Below are 19,698 nucleotides of genomic sequence, written 5' to 3'. Positions count from 1 at the left end.
ACCAGTGGCAGGAGGCACACCGGTATCTCTCGGACGTCCGATACCAGCCCGTTCGCCGGATGATGCCGCGACACGCCGAAGTTGACCGAGACCACATAATTGGTCGGCGGCGCGGCGCGCGGGGTACAACTGGTCCTATGGAAGAGAACCTGCAGCCCTCCAGCCCGGAACAAAGCGGGACGGAAACGGTTCCGACAGTCGGTGAGGTCCTGCTGGCCATCGAGGAACTCTGGCCCGAAAGCCTCGCCGAAGGCTGGGACGCCGTCGGCCTCGTTGCCGGCCGCGCGGACGCCGAGGTCAGCCGCATCCTCTTCGCCGTCGATCCCACCAGCGAGGTGCTCGACGAGGCCCTTGCGTGGGGCGCGCAGCTGATCATCTCCCACCACCCCCTGCTCCTGAAGCCGGTGAACTCGGTGGCTGCCACCGGCCCGAAGGGGGAGGTGCTGCACCGGCTGATCGAAAGCGGCTGCGCCCTGGCCACGGTCCACACCAACGGTGACAGCGCCGTGGGCGGAGTTTCCGATGTACTGGCCGACGCCTTCGGACTCAGTGAGGTGAAACCGCTCGTACGCTCCCAGGACGGCCTGCCCGAGGAGGGCATCGGCCGGGTGGGAAACCTCCCGGATGCCACGACCCTCGCCGACTTCGCCGAGTCCGTCTTCTCCATCCTTCCGTCGGTGGCCGGCGGCGTCCGGGTCGCGGGGGACAAGGACGGGTTGATCCGCAGGGTCGCCGTCTGCGGCGGCGCGGGCGACAGCCTGTTCGACGCCGTGCGCGCCAGCCAGGCGGACGTCTTTGTCACGGCCGACCTCCGCCACCACCCCGCGTCCGAGGCCCGGGAGCGGGCGGCGGGCGGACGGCCCTACCTGATCGACGTGTCGCACTTCGGCAGCGAATGGCTCTGGCTCACGCCGGCCGCCGCGGCGCTCGGCAACGTCCTGACCGACCAGGGTTTCCTGACCGACATCCGGGTCAGCAGCGTCAACACCGACCCCTGGGACTTCGTCCTCACCCCCGGCCACCCCTGAGCCGCACACCGGGTGGAACCCGCGCCCGGCCGCGCGCCCGCGCCGCCGCTGACGGCGCAGCCGGCGGGATGGGCGCCGTGGAGGCCTCCGCCGTAAGTGCAATAGGCTAGGACGGAACGTCAGTCGCCCACACACCGGAGGTTAACCGTGGCCAAGGCTCCACCAGAGGAACAACTGCGACTGCTGGATCTGCAGGCGCTTGACTCCCGGCTGAACCAGCTGCAGCGGCAGGCCGCGGTGGTGCGGAACAACCCCGAGATCGCAGCCCTCCAGGCGAGGGTCGCCACGGTCGACGGCGAACTGGTCAAGGCCACCACTGAACTGGCCGACCTCGAGCGGGAGCTGACCCGGGCCGAGGACGATGTCCAGGCCGTCGTGACGCGCCTCGAGCGCGATGAGCAGCGGCTCAACAGCGGCACGGGAACCTCGAAGGACCTCACGGCCCTGCAGAGCGAGGTCGCCTCCCTGACCCGCCGGCGTTCGGACCTCGAAGACGTCGAACTCGATGTCATGGAGCGGGTCGAGCAGGCCCGCGCCGCGCAGCAGGAAGTCCAGCAGCGCACCGACACCGTCCGCAGCGAACTGACGGCCCTCGAAGCGGCACGGGATGCCGAGCTCGAAGCGCTCGGGGCCCAGCGCGCCGAGGTGCAGGTCCAGCGCGATGAGCTCGCCTCAACCTTCGACGCCGCGCTGCTCGGCCTCTACGAGAAGACGCTGGCACGCCGCGGCGTCGGGGCGGCGAGGCTTTTCCACGGCAAGTCCGAGGGCTCGGGCATGCAGCTCAGCCCCGGCGACCTCGCTGACATCTCCAAGGCGGCGCCCGACGACATCGTGATGTGCCCCGACTCGGGCTCCATCCTGGTGCGTTCCGCGGAGTGGGGACACTGACACCCGTGGGATTCGATGCAGAACTGTTCGACCCGCATGCCCGCGCCGGCGCGGACCCGTCGGGGGATGCGCCTCTGCTGGTCGTCGAGGCCGACGGCGGCTCACGCGGCAACCCCGGGCACGCCGGCTGCGGCGCCCTGGTCCGCGACCCGAAGACCGGCGCGATCCTCGTCGAGAAGGCCGAGTACATCGGGAAGGCCTCAAACAATGTGGCCGAGTATTCGGGGCTTGTGGCGGGCCTCGAACTGGCCAACGAGATCAATCCGGCCAGCCGGATCCACGTCAAGATGGACTCAAAGCTCGTCGTCGAGCAGATGTCGGGCCGCTGGCAGATCAAGCACGCCGATATGCGCACCCTGGCCGCCCGGGCCCGGAAGATCGTCGACCCGCGCCGGGTGACCTATGAGTGGATCCCCCGGGAGCGGAACAAGGACGCCGACCGGCTCTCCAACGAGGCGATGGACGCCGGCATGGCAGGGGTTCCGTGGAAGCCGCGCACCCCCGCCTCGGCGGCGAAGGCGCCCGAGGCGGCTCCCGAGCCCGCGGCACCGCCGCGCGCGCCGGGGCGGCTGCATCATGTCGAGGTATGGGTCGCGGACCTCCAGGCCGCCCGGAAGAGCCTGGGCTGGCTGCTGGAGCGCCTGGGCTTCGCCGAGAAGGACTCCTGGGCCGACGGCGTGAGCTACAGCGGCGAGGGGTTCTACCTTATCCTTGAGTCCGGGCCCGACGTCCAGGCGGCACCGCACGAGCGTCGCCGTCCCGGCGTGAACCACCTGGCCTTCCGTGCCGGCACCCGCAGCGAGGTGGACCTGCTGGCCCGCCGTGCCGCGAGCCACGGCTGGACGCTGCTCTTCCCGGAGCGGCATCCGTTCGCCGGGGGAGCCGACCACTATGCGGCGTACCTCGAGAACGCCGAAGGGTTCGAAGTGGAACTGGTCGCCGACGCCGACTAGCGGTATCTCGGGTTCCGGCAGCGCACCCGCTTAGAGAGTGCGCGTCGCCCGGGAGCGCACCCGCTTAGATAGTGCGCTTTGCCCGGCGGCGCACCTGTTCGAGCAGTGCACCCGGGGCGGCCGGACCTACCTCAGGCGTCGAGGACGAGGTTCAGGCGGGCCGGCTTCTTCCCGGAGGCCGGCTCAAGCTCGGCCCTCCAGGCCTCGGATGCCGCCGACAGCAGCTGCTCCGGCGTCGAGGGGGCCTTGCCCCGCCGCGTCAGCAGGTGCCGGGCGAGGGCGCCGCGCGTGTGCTTGGCGAAGTGCGACACCACCGTGCGCTTTCCGTCCCGCTCGGAAAAGACGTTGACGGCGACGGTGCGCTCCGCCGGGGAAGTCCACGCCGAGGCATAGGTGCTGGAGCGGCAGTCGATGATCAGGGACCCTTCCGAGTGGGCGCGCAGCGGAGCGTCGAGGACGCTCTTCCAGAAGGAGCCGAGCCTTCCGGCCCCGGGCAAGGTTACGGACATGGCCAGGCGGTACGCGGGAATCGGGTCGCCGAAGCGCACCGCGCCCCAGAGCGCCGAGACGACCACGATCTGCTCGCGGGCCTTCCGGCGCTGCGCGGGGGTCATCCCGTTGTAGTCGAGCGCGTCGTAGAGGACGCCCGTGTAGATGCTGTGGGCCGGGGCCGCGGGCTCGGTGTGGAGGACGGTGTTGCGCAGGACCTCGGCCCTGAGCGATGCGCCGACGCCGAGCACCTCGTGCGCGTCGGCTGCGGCGCTCACGTCGCGCAGCGCCTGCAGGACCCGTTCACGGGAGGGGTTCAGTTCGGGGAAGTGGAGATCGTCGAGGGATACCGGCACGCCCTGCGCCGCCGCGGATTTTCCTTCGGACGGGGGCAGCAGAATCAGCACCCGAATACTCTACCGATTCCGGCCCGTGTCCGCGTTCACCGTACACTTGGAGGCGGATGGGTCGACCAGGCGGCCGCGTTGGCTCGGGGTCGAAAGATGCCGCAGTCACCGAGGAACGTCCGGGCTCCGCAGAGCAGGGTGGTGGGTAACGCCCACTCGGGGTAACCCGCAGGCCAGTGCCACAGAAAACAGACCGCTTCCCGGGACCCTTGCGGCCGCGGGAAGTAAGGGTGAAAAGGTGGTGTAAGAGACCACCAGCATGCCGGGTGACCGGCATGGCTCGGTAAACCCCACCCGGAGCAAGGCCAGACAGGGCGCGTTTGAGGGCTGCTCGCCCGAGTGTCCGGGTAGGCCGCTGGAGGGCGTCGGCAACGGCGTTCGTAGATGGATGGCCGCCGCTCCCGCACCGGCAACGGAGCGGGAGAACAGAACCCGGCGTACCGGTCGGCCCATCCCCCGAACCCCTCAAATTCCCCACCAATTCGCGGGAGTTTGGGGTTCGGCTGGGGGAGAGGTCTCGAATCGTTCCCCCCAAATCCCCCCAACTACCCGTCCCTGTGTGGGTTGCGCCGGCATGCGCTGGCTTCCGCCCCGGCGGTGCGGGCCCGGCTGAACTCCACCCACTGCAGCTGCACGAGCTCCTCAGTCCACGCCATCGCCAGGCCTTTGACGGTCTTCCTTGACCCGTTCTCGTAGGTCAACTCGGCCCACACCGGCGGGGCCTTCTCCGGCGTCCAGTGGATTCCCTCGGCGGGCTGCTCGAGCTGGATCGGGGGAGTGAAGCGGTCGGCCGACGGCGGGGTACCCTGCCAGGAACCATACGCGCCGGTCATACATCCACGGTAGCGGTCGGCGACCACACTAAGGTACAGCCATGACAACAATGAGATGGCGCGACGGCCACATACAACTGACCCACAGCGAACAGACGAATGACCCAATGACGGGTGACCTGCATGAGGAGGTATTTGGGGAGATCACTGCCCCTCCCGAATGGTGGCTGGAGGCTGTCGTTCATATCATCGCCATGCTTCCAGGGAAACCGAACGCCGACAATACGGGGTACGTCCTCGGGCCTGCGAACAGCGACCCCGACATGATCGGGACGTTGATTGCTACCAAGCTGAAGGAGTTCAGCTGAGGCTCGTTCGGACAACTGCGCCCCACCTCCGAAGAGGTGGGGCGCAGTTGTCAGGCTTCGTGCATGCCTTCGTAGGCGGGTGGTGCGGCGGCCAGCCAAGGCATGGACCGCTTGATGAACTCGTTCACCGCGGGGATCGCCATGACTCGGGTCATGCAGGCCGGGACGACTTGCGAGCCGGAGACCCACTGCCATTCCTGATCGAGGCCGAGTTCCTCCACGATGAGCGCCCACATGCAAGCGAATGCGACTAGGGTGCGGAGGTCGCCCGCTAGGGGTACTCGGTCTGGGTCCCAGCCATCAGTCACTTCCCTTCGAGCTTGGTGAGGATCAGGTCGAGCTTCCCGTCGATCCGGCGGGCGAGCACGAGCAGGGAGGCGACGCCATAGGCCGCCGTCTTCGCGAAGAGGAAGCTGAGGTATGGCAGGTGCTTGGCGGAATGCTTGGTGCCGTAGAAGGTAAGGAAGGGTGATGACCTCATCACAACCCGCTAGGCGGTCAGTTCGCCCGGTGAGCGGAGAGCGGCGGGCACGATGGTGGGCACCTGTTCCCACTGTGCTTCGGTGAGGTTGAGGGTGTTCAGGATGGACCGGATGGACCGGATGGCTTGAGCGACGAGGTCGCCTTGTGATTCGGCGAGACGGACCCGGCGCTCCTGGAGCCGGCCTTTAGGGCCGCGGTGGTGACGGCGACGAGGTGCTTCCGCTCCGCAAGGTACAGCTGGTACAAGGTATTGAACCCTGCGGCTTCGGTGGTGGTGTCGACGGGCCCCTGCTTACCGATGCCGGTCTGCGTTTCAGCCTTCCCTCAGACGAGTTCGTCGGGCTGGATCTCCCGAACCTTGTCCCGCAGCCACAGCCTCGCCCCGCGCGTCCGTGAGATCTCGTCGAGGAGGGTTTTCGCCGGGTCGATGTCCACGGGCAGGCCCAACGTGGTGACGGCTTTCTCCATGGTGGCCTTCGCATCCTGCTCAGCCAGGCGGGCGGTCGCGGCGCGTTGAGCCTGCGGTGACTTGCCCCCGTGCCGGGCACACCGCCGCTGGCCCTTCATCGCAGGGGCGCCACACGACTCCTCGGACTTCTTCTTCGCGCCGCACTCAGCCATTAGTGGTCACCGCTTCCTTCCTAGGTTCGTTCGGCTTTGGCGCGGCGGCCACGATTGCAGATGCCTCTCCTTTCATCTTTCGTAGCGTTTCCGCACGTGAGTTCACCGAAAGCTGCCACGCAGCAACCAGCTCAAGCCAATTCGTAGTAAATTTACTCAGCTCGAGAACCAGTTCTTGGTATTCTTCCCTGGCGCCCTCTCTCCTGCCGATCTGATTGGCGAGCGTGGAGAGACGGGCGAAATATGCCAGGCTCCCGGCGTGCCAGGTCTGGGCATGATTGAAAGTCTCAGCACTCACGTGTCGTATTTGGTTCGCCCATAAAGTCCAACTCACAGCAATTTCTGAGATGGCCTTTAGTACATTGGGCGAGTACTTATCGAAATCGGTTTGTCCGTCCCGCAAGGAAGTCATGTAGCGCGCAAGGGCATTGATCGCCCGATCCTCGCGAGCCAGACGGTCTTGGCTGGCAACTTGTTCCTCCATGAGGCGTCGTTGCTCGACAACCTGGCGCTCGATTTCACGGACTTGAGCAGAGCTATCCCTCTCCATCTGACGCAAGGTCCTGCGAGATGTGAGCCACGCGAGCAGGGCGAAGGCAGCGAGAAGAAAAGTTACCAGAGCTGTGAGCACGTCGCCGATCGTGGACCAAAGCTGCAGGTGGTCGAGAGGGGGAACGGAGCATGTGAGCTCGTCATTCTTGATGGCGTTGGGGATAAGCTCGCACGTCAGAGTGTCATTCCGGATCATTCCTTCACCCTAACGCCCTGAGTCTTGAGCCAATCCCGCCACATTTTCCTCGTCAATGAATTCAGTCTTCCGTCTCTGTGCGGTGGTAAGTTGCCCAGCCGTCATCGGCGATCCGAAGATCCCTCAAGCGTTCAGATACGCGGCTCGTCTCCAGGGAATCACTGAGCCGAGAATTTTCGTTTGTGGTGAGGAGGTGCCGGAGAGAAATGGCCCGCACCACGAGAAGTCCCATCCGTCCGATTTCCCGGGTGACGACGCCCTCCGGTTGGCGGTTCTGCTCGTAGTGCTTGGTCTTGTTGTATACCTGCGCAAACGCCTTTGCCAACGCCTCATGGGAGTGCCCTGACGCTGAAAGGTCGAGTTTGCTGCCAGCGATGCACCGATACATCCAGGTAGCTGTGGTCCTTTGCGTTCCACTCCGTCCGCCGTAAGTGCACTCCTCGCCTGATGCCGCCTCAAGTCTCTTGCCAATTGTCTCTATGGATATGCCCACAGCCAGAACTCGATCTTCGACCGTGTACGACTCGCGCTGTAAAATCCCCAGCACGGGACCACTGACTCGAGACCAGTAATCCCGGTCGCTTAGCCATTCCACCAGTCGATTTAGATCAACCTCTTGCATCGAGGAGAGCCCCAAAATGCTCTCCCGCTTGCGAGCTGCCTCCTTGGCGGCATCCGTGAAGGTCGAGACGTGTGTCATCTCAAGCTCATTTTGTGCTGCCCCTGGCCTTACACGATGTCCGGAGATCCACGCGCTTCGACCGTAATTGAGGGCTAAAATCGCTCGCATCTGCCTGTGAATCATGAGGTGCTCCTCCACATTCACCGCAGAGGCAAATGAAGTTTCGAACCATGCAACGGCATACATGTGCAGTTCCAAGCCATTCTGGATAGAACTGCGCCAGCTTATGGTGAGGGACACCTCGCAGTTACCTACCTGCATCGTAATGGCATCGGGGGAGCGAACCGTTGCGGAAAAGGACTGGGACCGACCCTCTTCATCAGCCTCTCGATTCGTTTCGAAGACACTCTTGCCGATGAACTCACCGAGCCCGGATATACTCGATTTCATCCAATTGAGTTTCAGCGGTTGGCCGAACTCCGGCTCAAAAAAATTGAAGATGACCGTCTCAGGACGCAGCGTGAAGTTCACCCCAGTGGTGAAATTTTCCTTACTTCTGAGCAGCGCGCATCCGTAGAGGGTCGCTTGGCCGTCGGCCGAGGAGAAGTGAAGCACATCAGGCACTGCGTCGGGCTCCTGCGCCCATCTATGCACTTCGGTGTGTTGGCCAGTCTCTGGCTGTTCATCGGAAAACTGTAGAGGGTAGCTGAATTCTAAGGTCGGTCCCCAATGTTCGTCGATTACTAAGCTCGCATGGGCGTACGGGGTGTCATCGACTCCGTCGATAATGAAGCCGGCGAGTGAATCTCCTACAGTCATCTCCGTGATCTTCAATACTTCTCCTGTAAAAAATCGATGGCTGGCGACATCGGACTACCATCAATCTAGCGATCTGCACGGACAAATCGTTCGCAGCGAAGGCAGCCGCGGAGACGTTCGCCAACTCCAAGAAGAACGAGACGCACCCCGGGGTGGACGTCGGCCCAGAGAGCTCGACCCTCGTGCGGGACTTTGCGGTGCGGTGGCAGGAGCAGCAGATCCACCAGTGCGCCTCGTCGCGTGAGGCGATCGCCAAGCGGGTGGAGGAGAACATCCTGCCCGTCCTCGGGGATAAGAGGATCGAGCAGGTGAGCCGCCAGGACGTGCAGGAGGCGGAGATCCTCGGGCACGAGACGCTGGCCGCCCGGACGGTGAAGAGGACGAACACCTACTTATCCGGCATAATGAAGCCCACCGTGCTCGATGGGCTGATCAAGGCGACGCCGTGCGTGGGGGTCAGATTGCCGCGGGCCGAGCACGAGCGGGTCCGGCCGCTGTCTACAGAGACGGTGCAGGCGATCGCCGACGTAGATCGGTCTCCCTATATACCGATTGTGGTTTTCTGTGCGGCGACGGGCATGCGCGGGGGAGAGATGCGCGGGTTGACCTGGGATCGGGTTGACCTCGTGAGGGGGTCGGTGACGGTGGACCGGCAACTCATCTCCCGCGACTCTCGCACGCCGGCGTGGGGCCCGGCAAAGTCAGCCTCGAGTGTGCGGACAGTCAACATCGGTGCGGCGACGGTCGAAATGCTCAAGAACCTCCCGCAGGCAGGACCGCTGGTGTTCCATCACGCGGGCCGGTCGCTGACCAGGCATGCAGCGGCGGATCCGCGGCGGGCGGCCCGGTTGAAGCTGCCGGGCATCGGGGATGGGTGGCACCAAGTTCCCCACCACCACACGTGCAGCTCATCGCAGGGGGCATGTGGCTGATAGCTGTGACCATAGACTCGGACACAAGAACGCCACCGAGACGCTGCAGACGTACAGCCATTTGTGGGTCGATGACCACACGAAAGCGGCCGAAATCAGCGACGGTTTGATCACCGTTTCCGAGCCTGGATTTCCGGCGTTCCCCCCAGATTCCCCCCGGTGAAAATGAAACGGCAGGTTAGGGGTGGTATGAAAGGATACCCAGCGTGCCGGTCGGCCCATCCCTCGACCGGCCCTGCGCGGCCGCCGGCGCGGGCAGGGTTACCAGGCGGTAATGCCGCCGCGAACAATAGGTAGACTTAGTAAAAGGGTCAACCCAAGGGAAAGTTTTTCTTTCCGAACCGCCGTCCGAGTGATAGCAATCACACGCGCTCCGCTACTCTGTGTCAATGACCGACACCGCCCCGCCGCGAAGGCACCTTCTGGTGCGCAACGCGGACTTCCGGGCGTTGTGGATTTCGGGTACGGCGGGGATCTTCGGCAATGCCGTGACCGCCGTCGCCCTGCCGGTGGTGGCCGCCGTCGAACTCAACGCAAGCAACTTCAAAGTTGCCGCCCTCGCGGGAATGGTGTTCCTGCCCTGGCTGCTCTTCGGCCTTGTCATCGGCGTCTGGGTCGACCGGCTCCCGCGCAAACCGGTGATCCTCTGGTCGCTGGTGGTGCGGGTCGCCGTCCTGCTGACCCTTCCGCTGGCCTACTGGCTAGGCGTGCTCACCACCGTCCATCTGTTCGCCGTCGCGTTTGCGGCCGGACTCACGTCGGTGTTCTTTAACCTTGCCGATACGGCCCTGGTGCAGCAGGCCGTCTCAAAGCATGAACTCGTTGAAGGGAACGGGCTCATGACCGGCTCGGGAGCCGCGGCCGATGCCGCCGGACGTTCCCTGGCCGGCTGGCTGACGACGATCGCCGGAGCGTCCAATTCACTCCTGGTGCAGGTGGGGGCCTCGCTGGTGTCCCTCGCGGCGGTGTCGCGCCTGAAGGTGCAGGAAGTGAAACCCGCAAAGACCGAACACCGGCTGCTGCGGGACATGGCAGACGGCATGAAATACACCTTCAGCACCGGGCCCCTGCGGGCCATCCTTTTCAACGCGGCGCTGTGGAACCTCGGCGGAAACATCGCCGCATCCCTGATCGTGCTGCTCGTGCTGCGCACGCTCGGTGAATCCGAGGTGTGGCTGGGTCTGCTGCTCGCCAGTGCCTCCGCCGGAGGAGCGGTCGGGGGGATCTCCGCCAAGGCCATGAGCGAACGGTTCGGGTCCGGCCCGCTGTGGCGCTGGTCGATGGTGCCCGGAGTGGCGGGTTACGGGTCCCTGCTGGTGATGACCCCAGGGTGGGGCATGCTGATCGGTGTGCTGGGAATGTTCGTGATGGGCGCCTCGGTGGCCTGGAACATCGTCGTGGGTGCCAGCTTCCGCCAGCAGGTCTGCCCACCGGGGATGATGGGCCGGCTCGGCGCTGCTTCCCGCACGGTGAGCTGGGGGATGCTCGCCCTTGCGAGCTTCGCCGCGGGGACCCTCGCCCACCTCTTCGGCGTGCGGGAGGCTGTTCTGATCGGTATCCTCATCGCCTGCGGCGCGCCGCTCATCGCCCTGATGGGGCCGCTGCGCCGGGTGCAGCGGCTCGAGGACCTCGAGCCGGCCCCCGAGGCGGACGGCGCCCGCGCCTGACCGAGCCCAACTCTGACTGCGCCCAAGCACCCTGACTACGGCCACCGCGGGGCGGCAGCCGGCTTGTGCGTGGGGCGGTACGTCAGTGGCCGAACGGATCCGGGTCGACGCCCGGCAGCCAGGTGAGGCCCGGAACGCCCCACCCTTGGGCCTTCACCGCCTTCTTGGCCTTGCGGCCCTGGCGTGCGTTGAGCCGGTCCACATACAGCTTCCCGTCGAGGTGGTCGTACTCGTGCTGCATGCAGCGGGCGAACCAGCCGGTGGCCTCGAACTCGACCGGTTTCCCGTCGCCGTCGAGACCGGTAACCTTCACCCATTCGGCCCGCTTCAGCGGATAGGCCTCGCCGGGCACCGACAGGCACCCCTCGGACTCCTCCTCGGGGTCCGGCTCGGCGCCCGAGATCTTGGAGGTGACCAGCGTGGGGTTGACCAGGACGCCGCGCGGCGGCACGCCATCGTCGTTGGCCATGCCGTACACGAAAATGCGCAGGCCCACACCGATCTGCGGGGCGGCGAGCCCGACGCCGTTCGCCTTGTCCATGGTCTCGAACATGTCGGCGATCAGGGCACGGAGCTCGTCGTCGAACGTCTCGACCTCGGCCGCCCTGCGGTGCAGGACGGGGTCTCCGACGATGGTCACTGGGTGAACAGCCATGGGTCCTTCCGGTGGTGCCGGGAGGACGGCCAGGGGCCTCCCGGGATGTTGACGTGGCGCTGCCGCTAGCCGGCGATCGAGCGGCCCACGGTCTCGCGCATGATCTCGCTCGTGCCGCCGAAGATGGTCAGCAGGCGTGCGGCGAGGAATGCCTGCGACACGGGGTACTCAAGGATGTAGCCGTACCCGCCGTGCAGCTGGAGGCAGCGGTCGGTGATGGACTTGACCCGCTCACTGGCCCAGAGCTTGACCCGGGCGGCGGAGACGGCGTCGAGCCTGCCCTCGTTGAAGGCCATCATGGCAGAATCCACGTAGGTCTCGGTGACCTCGACCTCGGTAAGGATGTCGGCGAGTTCGAACCGGGTGTTCTGGAAGTCCAGGATCCGTTCACCGAACGCGTTGCGTTCACGCGTGTAGGCGAGCGTCTGGGTGTAGATGGCGCGGGCGACGGCGGCCGACGCCACCGCGATGCCCAGCCGGCCCTGGGGGAGCTGCTCGATGCTGTAGCGCAGTCCCGAGCCGACCTCGCCCACCACGTTGTTGCCGGGCACCCGCACGTTGTCGAAGAACAGTTCGGCGGTGTCCGAGGCCTTCAGGCCCATCTTGTCCAGCTGGCGGCCGGTCGAGTAGCCCTCGGTCTTCTCCACCATGAACAGCGTGAAGGAGTCGCTGGCGCCGCGGCCGCTCCCGCCGTCGGTGCGAGCGAGCACGAGCGAGGCATCACCGGTGATGCCGTTGCCGATGAACGTCTTCTGCCCGCTCAGCAGCCAGTCGTCGCCGTCGCGGACTGCCTTGGTGCGGATCCCGCGCAGGTCGCTGCCGGCGCCAGGTTCCGTCCACGCGACCGAGGTGACCATTTCGCCGGAGACCATGGCGGGCAGCCAGCGCTCCTTGAGGTCATCGGAACCGTAGGCCAGCAGATGCGGCAGGACCATGTCGTCGTGGAGGTGGAAGGCGAGGCCGACGGCGAGGTGGTTGCTCCGTGCGAACTCCTCATCGAGGACGGCCCGGAACCGGTAGTCGGACATTCCGGCCCCGCCGAACTCCTCGGGCACGGCCATCCCGAGCAGGCCCTGCTCGCCGGCGGCTTCCCACAGCCGTCGCGGCATGCGGTGTTCCCTGTCCCACTCCGCGTAATGCGGGGCGACCTCCCGGACGTTGAACTCGCGGGCAACTTCGCGGAATAGCTCGTGATCTTCTTCGAACACTCGGCGCTCCATGCGGCACTCCTCAGCGGTGTCAATGGCTCGGTTCCTTCACCGGCCGGCAAAGCCCTGAAAAAACAACTGCCGCCCCGGAGGATCTCCGAGGCGGCTCGTTGTGCCGGCCATTGAATCGACCGGCCTCTTCGGGTGAGTAACGGGGGTTGAACCCGCGACCTCCTGGACCACAACCAGGCGCTCTGCCAACTGAGCTATACCCACCATGCAGCCTTTTCGTTCCCCGGCCCGGTCTGCACCCGGCCTTGGATCGATTCGCTAAAGGCAGCGGAAACAAGTTTACACACTTTTTCGGATGCTTTTGCCACCGCCCGTTCCAGCGCGGCAGACCGGGCACCCGGCGCGGCGAATCAGGCGTCCAGTTCCTGCGCCAGGGCCTTGCTCGCCGCCGAATCCGGGCCCGGACTCGGCACGAACACCGCCCGCCGGTAGTAGCGAAGCTCACGGATCGAGTCCTGGATGTCTCCCAGCGCCCGGTGTCCGCCCAGTTTGGCCGGGGCCTGGAAGTAGGCGCGGGTGAACCACCGGCGTGCCAGTTCCTTGATCGTCGAGACGTCGATGATCCGGTAGTGGAGGTGCTCGATGACCCGGGGCATGTCCCGAGCAAGGAAGTTGCGGTCAGTCCCGACCGAGTTGCCCGCCAGCTGGGCCTTGCGCGGCTCCGCCACCCATTCCTGGATGTACGCGAGCACCTTCTCCTCCGCCTCCTCCATGGACATCCCCTGGGGAAGCTCCTCCAGCAGGCCGGAGGTGGTGTGCATGGTGCGGACGAATTCTCCCATCTGGGCCAGGGCTGCCGGGTCCGGAGCGATGACGACGTCGACGCCGTCACCCAGGACGTTCAGTTCCGAATCGGTAACCAGGACCGCCACCTCGATGAGGGCATCGGCCTCGAGGTTGAGGCCGGTCATTTCGCAGTCGATCCAGACGATGTGTTCATTTGAGATTGGCACCCGACCAATGTACCGCGCTGACGCAGTCCGTCCGCGGCGGTTGGGCGGCTCCGGCCGGGAGTATTCCGCGGCGGTTGCAGGGGTCCCCGGCGGGTCAGATGACGGCGTCGGCGGGGCCGGGCCGTGCTGCGCCGGTGCTAATATCGAGGCAGTCTGGGCGGAATCCCCGCGGCCGGCCGTCCCGGAACCTCGGGCCGCTCGATCCGCATATCGGGAACCACCGGGTGCCCGGTCGTTCCGCTCCGTCGTCCGATCCGGTGCTGCCGACCGAGGGTAGTGGTGCGCCCAGTCCCGCCAGTGCCGACCAACGATTGGATACCCGTAGATGACCGCCCAGGTCCCAGTGACTGAGCCCTCATCGACGCCGCGCGTCGACCGGCCGAACACGGCGATCCTCCAGGGCTTCATCGGTTCACTGATGATGTGGGCCGGATCCCTCGGGGTTGGGTGGCTCTCCCTGGCATCGGTCGAACTGCGGCGGATCCCGCTGATCATCTGGCTGAGGTTCGAACCCGCCGGCGCCCTGGTGTCGGTGCTGGTCCTGGCTGTGGGCGGGATGCTGCTCGTCCGGTCCTGGCTGCGCCTCGGGCAGCGCCTGCACGGCTGGGGGCCGGAGACGCGCCCCTACGTGCTCAAGGCCGTCATCGCCTGGGCGGCGCCGATGGCGGTGGCGCTCCCGTTGTTCAGCCGGGACGTCTTCGCGTACATCGCCCAGGGGCAGGTGATGGTCGCCGGCCTCAATCCGTATCGAGACGGCTATTCGCAGATCTCGAACTACCTGCAGATCGGCGCCGACGACCTCTGGGCCCAGAGCCCCACCCCCTACGGGCCGGTGTTTCTCTGGCTCGAGGAGCTGGTGGTCCGTATCACCGGTGGGCAGCCCGACTTCTCCATCATCCTCTTCCGCGTGATCGCGCTGGCCGGGGTGGCGCTGTGTGTGGTGATGGTGCCCAAACTTGCGGCGCTTCACGGCATCAACGCGAACCGCGCCCTGTGGCTGACCGCGGCGAACCCGCTGTTCCTGACAAACTTCGTCGCCTCGATCCACAACGATGCGCTGATGCTGGGCCTGGCGCTCGCCGGCCTGTACCTCGCCGCGGTTCGCCGCCCGCTCTGGGGCATCCTCCTGGTGACCCTCTCGGTCGCCATCAAACCCATCACCCTTCTCTTCCTGCCGTTCATCGGACTGATGTGGGCAGGCAAGGGAGCGTCCTGGAAGCGCAAGTTCGCCTACTGGGGCATGACCGCGGGACTGTCGCTTGGCCTGCTGTGGATTCTGGGGCTGATCAACGGGTTCGGCTTCGGCTGGGTGGGGGCGCTGAGCACACCGGGGAGCATCTGGATCTGGTACGCACCGATCGGCTACCTCGGGCTGGTGGTCGCCACCCTCGCCGGAGCCCTCGGGCTGGACGGGTGGTTCCTGGCCGACCTCGTGCACAAGGCGGCGCGGGTCGCCTCGCTGGCCATCATCGCCCACCAGATCTTCATCGGCAGCCATGCGCGCCTCGTGCGCAGGCTGGCCCTGGCGCTCGCCGCCGTCGTCCTCCTGGCGCCCATCATCCAGTCCTGGTACGTGGTGTGGCTCATCCCACTGTTTGCCGTGACAGGGATCCGCGAGGACTGGCAGGTGAAGACCCTGTACTTCACCGTCTCCTTCTTCATGATCTACGCCATTTCGGACCAGCTGGACATCTTCCCCTACTTCGAGCTCAGCCTGACGGTGGCACGCCAGATCGCCGCCGTGGTGGCCTTCGCCTTCGCCCTGTACCTCGTCTTCCTCGACCCGCGCACCAAGGTTCTCTTCCGCCGGCGGTTCCGGCCCCGCCGGCCGGGAATGCTGCGCTGAGGCCAGCGGATTCCGGGTCCGGTTGGACCCCGACCGGTCTGCGCCGACATCCTCCGGCATGCGGTCACCGTCATCAGCGGTGATACTTGAAGGATGACCGAATTCGAAGAAACCCTGTTCCGCGGCGAATATGAGATCACCGAATGGGACCCTCAGCCCTACGACGTGCAGGGGAGCAGCTGCGAATTGTCCCGGGTGCGGGCCGTAAAGGTGTTCACCGGGGAGATCTCCGGCACGAGCACCGCCGAACTGCTCATGGCGGGCAATAACGTCGGTGCTGGATACGTTGCCTCCGAGCAGTTCACCGGGTACGTGAGCGGACGATCCGGCTCAATGACCGTGCAGCACTGGGGCGTGGCGGAAGGCTCCGAGGCCGCCGCCTCCGGGCACATCGTTCCGGGCTCGGGAACCGATGGACTCGCGGGAATCTCGGGCAAGGCCACCTACTCGCAGGACCCTGACGGCCAGCACCGGCTCGAGTTGAAGGTTTCCTTCGGACCCACCGACTAGGTCCGGCTGCGGAACCCTCCGGCGCCGAATCTCTCCGGAGGGTCGCGCCCCGCATAGTAAACTGGCTGTGATGCCTCCGTAGCTCAGGGGATAGAGCAGGGGCCTTCTAATCCTCTGGTCGCAGGTTCGAATCCTGCCGGGGGCACTCAAGAAAGCGGCCCGACCGGGCGTTCGTCCGGTCGGGCCGCTTTTCGTTAATGTCGGGCCACAACGCCGGCCGCTGTCCGTCAGCCGCTGTCCGTCAGCCGCTGTCCGTCAGCCGCTGTCCGTCAGCGCGGTCCGTCAGCCGCTGTCCGTCAGCGCGGTCCAGCCGTCAGCGCGGTCCGACCACTGCGGCCTAGCTGCCTGCCGTAGCCTGCAGGATTCAGTTCGTCAGGCCGGCCAGCTGACCCCGGGCAGCTTCCGCCAGCAGGTCCGAGCCCTTCCGGTTGGAGTGGATCCCATCGTTGCTGAGTCCGGCGCGCCACGACCCGTCGGCCGCCGCCACCGGGGTGTAGACATCGAGCAGGGGCATGCCCCGGGCCTCCGCGGCAGTCCTGAGCAGCCGGTTCAGCTCGACGGCGAGGGCGGGCTGCGTTTCCGACGGCGGCACGAGGGCAGCGATGGGCGCGGCGCCGCGTGCGGTGATGCCGTCCCACAGCACGCGCACGCCCTCGGCGGCCTGTTCGGGGGACCGTCCCTTTCGGATGTCGTTGGTTCCGGCCTGCACCACCACCAGGTCCGCCTGGCGGACCGCCGCATCGAGGCGGTCGACCAGACCCACTGTCTGCGCCCCGGGGTGGGATTCATAGGGCCCGAGCCGAAGTCCGGGCACGGTGCCCGCAACGACCGTCTGGCGCCACCACGAATGTTTCCCGTGGGCATGGGAGTCCGAGAGGATGCCGATGGTGCGGGCGGCCGCACCCGCGGCGGCCGTGCGGGTGCTGGCTATTCCCGTGCCGGCGGGCAGGGCGACCGAAGCCCGGCGGGCGGCCCTGCGGCGGGCAGCCCGCCGTCGAAGCGCGGCTTGAAAGGCGATCAGTGCCATTGCCGCGGCGGCTCCTGCAGCGGGCAGGATTCCGGTTCTGTGGGTTCGTCCAGCCATAGTGTCCCCTTTCCAGCTCGGGTGTTTCCCCATGCTAACTTCCGGTGCCGGGCCCGGGTGCGCTGGGAAAAGCCAGCCCAGGGGAGAGCCCGTGCCCCACGGATGTCCACATACGCGGCCTGCCCCGGTCGGCCCCGCATGGTTCTGGGGAGACTTGCACCAGGGCCGGCGCTCTGCTGGCCCGGGAGATTCCGGGCGGAAGGAACAGCGATGAACGAGACCATCACGGTGCGGGGATACGTTGCCACGGAGGTGCGGCTGGCGCTCACACCCAGCGGCCTGCCGATCGCAGGGTTCCGCATGTGTACGACCGAACGGCGTTACGACCGGGAGGCTGGGGCCTGGGTCGACGGGCACACGAACTGGTACTCGGTATCGATGTTCCGCCAACTCGCCACGAATGCTTCGGCGAGCCTGAAGAAGGGCGACCGGGTCGTCGTCTTCGGACGGCTGAAGGTACGTCCGTGGTCAAAGGAAGACGGACGGACCGGAACCTCGGTGGAGATCGACGCGGAGTCCGTGGGCCACGACCTGATGTGGGGAACCGCCGCGTACCGGAGGAGTTCCGCGGAGAAGACCGAAAATACCGAGAATATCGAGAAGACCCAGGAACCCGGGGACGGGACGGATGACGCGGTGCCGGAGGGCGTCGACCCTGCCACCGGACAAATCCTTGATGCGCCCGACAACATGGGCACCGCAGAAGGCTCCGACGAAGGACAGGGGCCGGAAGGCGGGGAGGCCGATCTGGCAGACCGTGGAGGAAGGTCAGCTACGAAAGCCGGCGCCACCCACTGATACAGGATGGAGCACCAATTCGCGGAATGTGAGATATGCCGTGCCACGCACTAGCCTTGGTGGTATGGCGGAATTTATCTACACAATGACCAAGGCCCGCAAGGCCGTCGGCGACAAAGTGATCCTCGACGACGTGAGCATGTCCTTCTTCCCCGGTGCAAAGATCGGCGTGGTCGGCCCGAACGGTGCCGGTAAGTCCACCATTCTCAAGATCATGGCCGGTCTCGACACCCCCTCCAACGGCGAAGCCCGCCTGAGCCCCGGCTACACCGTCGGGATCCTGCTTCAGGAGCCCCCGCTCAACGAGGAAAAGACAGTGCTCGGCAACGTCCAGGAGGGCGTCGCGGAGATTTACGGCAAGATCGAGCGCTTCAATGAAATCTCGGAAGAGATGGCGAACCCGGACGCCGACTACGACACGCTCCTGACCGAGATGGGACAGCTGCAGGAGGCTATCGACGCCGCCGACGCGTGGGACCTCGACTCCCAGCTCGAGCAGGCCATGGATGCCCTGCGCTGCCCGCCGCCGGACGCCGACGTCTCGGTGCTCTCCGGTGGTGAGCGCCGCCGCGTCGCCCTGTGCAAGCTGCTGCTCCAGAAGCCGGACCTGCTCCTGCTCGATGAGCCCACCAACCACCTCGACGCCGAAAGCGTGCTCTGGCTTGAGCAGCACCTCTCCGCCTACCAGGGCGCCGTGCTGGCCGTCACCCACGACCGGTATTTCCTCGACCACGTGGCCGAATGGATCGCAGAGGTCGACCGCGGTCACCTCTACCCCTACGAGGGCAACTACTCCACCTACCTGGAGAAGAAGCGGGCCCGCCTCGAAGTCCAGGGCAAGAAGGACGCCAAGCTGTCCAAGCGCCTCACCGAGGAGCTCGAATGGGTGCGCTCGAACGCCAAGGGCCGCCAGACGAAGTCCAAGGCGCGCCTGAACCGCTACGAGGAAATGGCGGCCGAGGCGGAGCGGACCCGGAAGCTTGACTTCGAAGAGATCCAGATCCCGCCGGGACCGCGCCTGGGCAGCCAGGTCATCGAGGCGAAGAACCTGCGCAAGGGCTACGACGAGCGCGTGCTCATCGACGGGCTCTCCTTCTCGCTGCCGCGCAACGGCATCGTGGGCGTCATCGGCCCCAACGGTGTGGGCAAGACCACGCTGTTCAAGACCATCGTCGGGCTTGAGCCGCTTGATGACGGCGAGCTGCGCATCGGTGAGTCCGTCAAGATCTCCTACGTTGACCAGTCGCGCGGCGGCATCGATCCGAACAAGTCCCTGTGGGAGGTCGTCTCGGACGGCCTGGACTTCATCCAGGTCGGCCAGGTCGAAATGCCGTCCCGGGCCTACGTCTCGGCGTTCGGCTTCAAGGGCCCTGACCAGCAGAAGAAGGCCGGCGTGCTCTCCGGTGGTGAGCGCAACCGCCTGAATCTCGCCATGACCCTCAAGCAGGGCGGCAACCTGCTGCTGCTCGATGAGCCCACCAACGACCTCGACGTCGAAACTCTCTCCAGCCTCGAGAACGCGCTGCTTGAATTCCCGGGCTGCGCAGTCGTCGTCTCGCACGACCGGTGGTTCCTTGACCGGGTGGCCACGCACATCCTCTCCTACGAGGGCACCGAGGCCGAGCCGGACAAGTGGTACTGGTTCGAGGGCAACTTCGACGCCTACGAGGAGAACAAGATCGAGCGCCTGGGTCCCGACGCGGCGAAGCCGCACCGGGTCACCCACCGCCGCCTGACCCGCGGCTAAGCCAACGGTCGGCGGCGGACGCCGGCCGGCTCCGGCCGGTCGGCGCCGCGGTCGGCCTGAAAGGGCAGGCCGCACGAAGCATTATCG

21 protein-coding genes, 2 tRNA genes and 1 other RNA gene are annotated in these 19,698 nt (G+C 66.1%); 12 read left to right on the top strand and 12 right to left on the bottom strand.

Translation table 11 applies throughout. The features are described from left to right. The first annotated feature begins 137 nt into the window (after window positions 1–137). From I6N91_RS03220 to I6N91_RS03210, 3 genes are all read left to right on the top strand, one after another. On the top strand, window positions 138–1,028 hold the full coding sequence (locus tag I6N91_RS03220; RefSeq protein ID WP_198810506.1) for a Nif3-like dinuclear metal center hexameric protein: 891 nt from the start codon (window positions 138–140) through the stop codon (window positions 1,026–1,028). Between the two features lie 147 nt (window positions 1,029–1,175). Then, the gene (locus I6N91_RS03215; RefSeq protein ID WP_198810504.1) at window positions 1,176–1,916 is read left to right on the top strand and encodes a zinc ribbon domain-containing protein; all 741 of its coding nucleotides are present in this window, start codon (window positions 1,176–1,178) and stop codon (window positions 1,914–1,916) included. Between the two features lie 5 nt (window positions 1,917–1,921). After that, on the top strand, window positions 1,922–2,869 hold the full coding sequence (locus I6N91_RS03210; protein ID WP_374058904.1) for a reverse transcriptase-like protein: 948 nt from the start codon (window positions 1,922–1,924) through the stop codon (window positions 2,867–2,869). 131 nt (window positions 2,870–3,000) lie between these two features. On the opposite strand, the gene I6N91_RS03205 is transcribed toward I6N91_RS03210, so the two are convergent. Further along, complete coding sequence (locus I6N91_RS03205; RefSeq protein WP_198810502.1) at window positions 3,001–3,765, bottom strand: YaaA family protein; 765 nt, start codon at window positions 3,763–3,765, stop codon at window positions 3,001–3,003. 57 nt (window positions 3,766–3,822) lie between these two features. On the opposite strand from I6N91_RS03205, the gene rnpB reads away from it, so the two are divergent. Then, window positions 3,823–4,221: RNase P RNA component class A (gene rnpB, locus I6N91_RS03200), an RNA gene on the top strand. An 89-nt stretch (window positions 4,222–4,310) separates the two neighbouring features. Here the strand turns inward: rnpB and I6N91_RS03195 are convergent. Further along, window positions 4,311–4,598, bottom strand: a complete 288-nt coding sequence (locus I6N91_RS03195; RefSeq protein ID WP_198810500.1) for a hypothetical protein — start codon at window positions 4,596–4,598, stop codon at window positions 4,311–4,313. Window positions 4,599–4,639: 41 nt separating this feature from the next. Between I6N91_RS03195 and I6N91_RS03190 the strand changes: the two genes are divergently transcribed. Next, window positions 4,640–4,906 (top strand): hypothetical protein, encoded by a 267-nt coding sequence (locus I6N91_RS03190; RefSeq protein WP_198810498.1) that lies wholly within the window; start codon window positions 4,640–4,642, stop codon window positions 4,904–4,906. 50 nt (window positions 4,907–4,956) lie between these two features. Here the strand turns inward: I6N91_RS03190 and I6N91_RS03185 are convergent, their stop codons facing one another. The 5 genes from I6N91_RS03185 to I6N91_RS03165 all read right to left on the bottom strand — a co-directional run bounded on the left by I6N91_RS03185 (window position 4,957) and on the right by I6N91_RS03165 (window position 8,214). Further along, a complete protein-coding gene (locus I6N91_RS03185) occupies window positions 4,957–5,142 on the bottom strand; it encodes a hypothetical protein (RefSeq protein WP_198810496.1) in 186 nt (61 codons plus the stop codon). Window positions 5,143–5,210: 68 nt separating this feature from the next. Beyond that, window positions 5,211–5,387, bottom strand: coding sequence for a hypothetical protein (locus I6N91_RS03180; RefSeq protein ID WP_198810494.1), 177 nt, complete (start codon window positions 5,385–5,387; stop codon window positions 5,211–5,213). 326 nt (window positions 5,388–5,713) lie between these two features. Then, on the bottom strand, window positions 5,714–6,010 hold the full coding sequence (locus tag I6N91_RS03175; protein ID WP_198810492.1) for an HGGxSTG domain-containing protein: 297 nt from the start codon (window positions 6,008–6,010) through the stop codon (window positions 5,714–5,716). Then, window positions 6,003–6,758 carry a hypothetical protein gene (locus tag I6N91_RS03170; protein WP_198810490.1) on the bottom strand — a complete coding sequence of 252 codons (756 nt, stop codon included), beginning with the start codon at window positions 6,756–6,758 and terminating at the stop codon, window positions 6,003–6,005. Before I6N91_RS03170 ends, I6N91_RS03175 begins: the two co-directional genes overlap by 8 nt. A gap of 61 nt (window positions 6,759–6,819) precedes the next feature. Then, on the bottom strand, window positions 6,820–8,214 hold the full coding sequence (locus tag I6N91_RS03165; RefSeq protein ID WP_198810488.1) for a hypothetical protein: 1,395 nt from the start codon (window positions 8,212–8,214) through the stop codon (window positions 6,820–6,822). A gap of 137 nt (window positions 8,215–8,351) precedes the next feature. Here I6N91_RS03165 and I6N91_RS03160 point away from each other — a divergent pair, with 137 nt between their 5' ends. Both I6N91_RS03160 and I6N91_RS03155 read left to right on the top strand, forming a co-directional pair. Then, the gene (locus I6N91_RS03160; protein ID WP_198810486.1) at window positions 8,352–9,131 is read left to right on the top strand and encodes a site-specific integrase; all 780 of its coding nucleotides are present in this window, start codon (window positions 8,352–8,354) and stop codon (window positions 9,129–9,131) included. 389 nt (window positions 9,132–9,520) lie between these two features. Next, on the top strand, window positions 9,521–10,798 hold the full coding sequence (locus I6N91_RS03155; protein WP_198810484.1) for an MFS transporter: 1,278 nt from the start codon (window positions 9,521–9,523) through the stop codon (window positions 10,796–10,798). A gap of 82 nt (window positions 10,799–10,880) precedes the next feature. Here I6N91_RS03155 and def read toward each other — a convergent pair whose 3' ends face one another. The 4 genes from def to orn form a co-directional block, all read right to left on the bottom strand. After that, window positions 10,881–11,453: a peptide deformylase gene (def, locus tag I6N91_RS03150; protein ID WP_198810482.1), complete on the bottom strand. Its 573-nt coding sequence runs from the start codon at window positions 11,451–11,453 to the stop codon at window positions 10,881–10,883. A 65-nt stretch (window positions 11,454–11,518) separates the two neighbouring features. Next, on the bottom strand, window positions 11,519–12,673 hold the full coding sequence (locus I6N91_RS03145; RefSeq protein WP_198810480.1) for an acyl-CoA dehydrogenase family protein: 1,155 nt from the start codon (window positions 12,671–12,673) through the stop codon (window positions 11,519–11,521). Window positions 12,674–12,804: 131 nt separating this feature from the next. Further along, window positions 12,805–12,877 (bottom strand) — tRNA-His (locus I6N91_RS03140). A 146-nt stretch (window positions 12,878–13,023) separates the two neighbouring features. Continuing rightward, window positions 13,024–13,626, bottom strand: a complete 603-nt coding sequence (gene orn, locus I6N91_RS03135; protein ID WP_198810478.1) for an oligoribonuclease — start codon at window positions 13,624–13,626, stop codon at window positions 13,024–13,026. Between the two features lie 325 nt (window positions 13,627–13,951). Here orn and mptB point away from each other — a divergent pair, with 325 nt between their 5' ends. The 3 genes from mptB to I6N91_RS03120 all read left to right on the top strand — a co-directional run bounded on the left by mptB (window position 13,952) and on the right by I6N91_RS03120 (window position 16,127). Next, window positions 13,952–15,472: a polyprenol phosphomannose-dependent alpha 1,6 mannosyltransferase MptB gene (gene mptB / locus I6N91_RS03130; RefSeq protein WP_198810476.1), complete on the top strand. Its 1,521-nt coding sequence runs from the start codon at window positions 13,952–13,954 to the stop codon at window positions 15,470–15,472. 93 nt (window positions 15,473–15,565) lie between these two features. Further along, on the top strand, window positions 15,566–15,982 hold the full coding sequence (locus I6N91_RS03125; RefSeq protein ID WP_198810474.1) for a DUF3224 domain-containing protein: 417 nt from the start codon (window positions 15,566–15,568) through the stop codon (window positions 15,980–15,982). Between the two features lie 72 nt (window positions 15,983–16,054). Next, a tRNA-Arg gene (locus tag I6N91_RS03120) sits at window positions 16,055–16,127 on the top strand. Between the two features lie 219 nt (window positions 16,128–16,346). On the opposite strand, the gene I6N91_RS03115 is transcribed toward I6N91_RS03120, so the two are convergent. Next, window positions 16,347–17,066 (bottom strand): SGNH/GDSL hydrolase family protein, encoded by a 720-nt coding sequence (locus I6N91_RS03115; RefSeq protein ID WP_233091382.1) that lies wholly within the window; start codon window positions 17,064–17,066, stop codon window positions 16,347–16,349. A gap of 210 nt (window positions 17,067–17,276) precedes the next feature. Here I6N91_RS03115 and I6N91_RS03110 point away from each other — a divergent pair, with 210 nt between their 5' ends. Together I6N91_RS03110 and ettA are read left to right on the top strand one after the other, a co-directional pair. Beyond that, on the top strand, window positions 17,277–17,864 hold the full coding sequence (locus I6N91_RS03110; protein WP_198810472.1) for a single-stranded DNA-binding protein: 588 nt from the start codon (window positions 17,277–17,279) through the stop codon (window positions 17,862–17,864). Window positions 17,865–17,928: 64 nt separating this feature from the next. Continuing rightward, on the top strand, window positions 17,929–19,611 hold the full coding sequence (ettA, locus tag I6N91_RS03105) for an energy-dependent translational throttle protein EttA (RefSeq protein WP_198810470.1): 1,683 nt from the start codon (window positions 17,929–17,931) through the stop codon (window positions 19,609–19,611). Window positions 19,612–19,698 lie beyond the last annotated feature (87 nt).

Origin of the sequence: Arthrobacter sp. MSA 4-2, assembly GCF_016405885.1 — a bacterium.
Classification (GTDB): domain Bacteria; phylum Actinomycetota; class Actinomycetes; order Actinomycetales; family Micrococcaceae; genus Arthrobacter_D.
Note: the sequence above shows the minus strand (reverse complement) of the source record. Positions and strands in the feature narration are given on the sequence as shown.

Excerpts from the sequence above, each read along its gene's own strand:
- I6N91_RS03115 (WP_233091382.1), bottom strand. The coding sequence starts at position 17,066 with ATGGCTGGACGAACCCACAGAACCGGAATCCTGCCCGCTGCAGGAGCC.
- I6N91_RS03145 (WP_198810480.1), bottom strand. The coding sequence starts at position 12,673 with ATGGAGCGCCGAGTGTTCGAAGAAGATCACGAGCTATTCCGCGAAGTT.
- mptB (WP_198810476.1), top strand. The coding sequence starts at position 13,952 with ATGACCGCCCAGGTCCCAGTGACTGAGCCCTCATCGACGCCGCGCGTC.
- I6N91_RS03220 (WP_198810506.1), top strand. The coding sequence starts at position 138 with ATGGAAGAGAACCTGCAGCCCTCCAGCCCGGAACAAAGCGGGACGGAA.
- I6N91_RS03185 (WP_198810496.1), bottom strand. The coding sequence starts at position 5,142 with ATGTGGGCGCTCATCGTGGAGGAACTCGGCCTCGATCAGGAATGGCAG.
- I6N91_RS03190 (WP_198810498.1), top strand. The coding sequence starts at position 4,640 with ATGACAACAATGAGATGGCGCGACGGCCACATACAACTGACCCACAGC.
- I6N91_RS03110 (WP_198810472.1), top strand. The coding sequence starts at position 17,277 with ATGAACGAGACCATCACGGTGCGGGGATACGTTGCCACGGAGGTGCGG.
- I6N91_RS03195 (WP_198810500.1), bottom strand. The coding sequence starts at position 4,598 with ATGACCGGCGCGTATGGTTCCTGGCAGGGTACCCCGCCGTCGGCCGAC.
- I6N91_RS03170 (WP_198810490.1), bottom strand. The coding sequence starts at position 6,758 with ATGATCCGGAATGACACTCTGACGTGCGAGCTTATCCCCAACGCCATC.
- ettA (WP_198810470.1), top strand. The coding sequence starts at position 17,929 with ATGGCGGAATTTATCTACACAATGACCAAGGCCCGCAAGGCCGTCGGC.
- I6N91_RS03155 (WP_198810484.1), top strand. The coding sequence starts at position 9,521 with ATGACCGACACCGCCCCGCCGCGAAGGCACCTTCTGGTGCGCAACGCG.
- I6N91_RS03125 (WP_198810474.1), top strand. The coding sequence starts at position 15,566 with ATGACCGAATTCGAAGAAACCCTGTTCCGCGGCGAATATGAGATCACC.
- I6N91_RS03180 (WP_198810494.1), bottom strand. The coding sequence starts at position 5,387 with ATGAGGTCATCACCCTTCCTTACCTTCTACGGCACCAAGCATTCCGCC.
- I6N91_RS03175 (WP_198810492.1), bottom strand. The coding sequence starts at position 6,010 with ATGGCTGAGTGCGGCGCGAAGAAGAAGTCCGAGGAGTCGTGTGGCGCC.
- def (WP_198810482.1), bottom strand. The coding sequence starts at position 11,453 with ATGGCTGTTCACCCAGTGACCATCGTCGGAGACCCCGTCCTGCACCGC.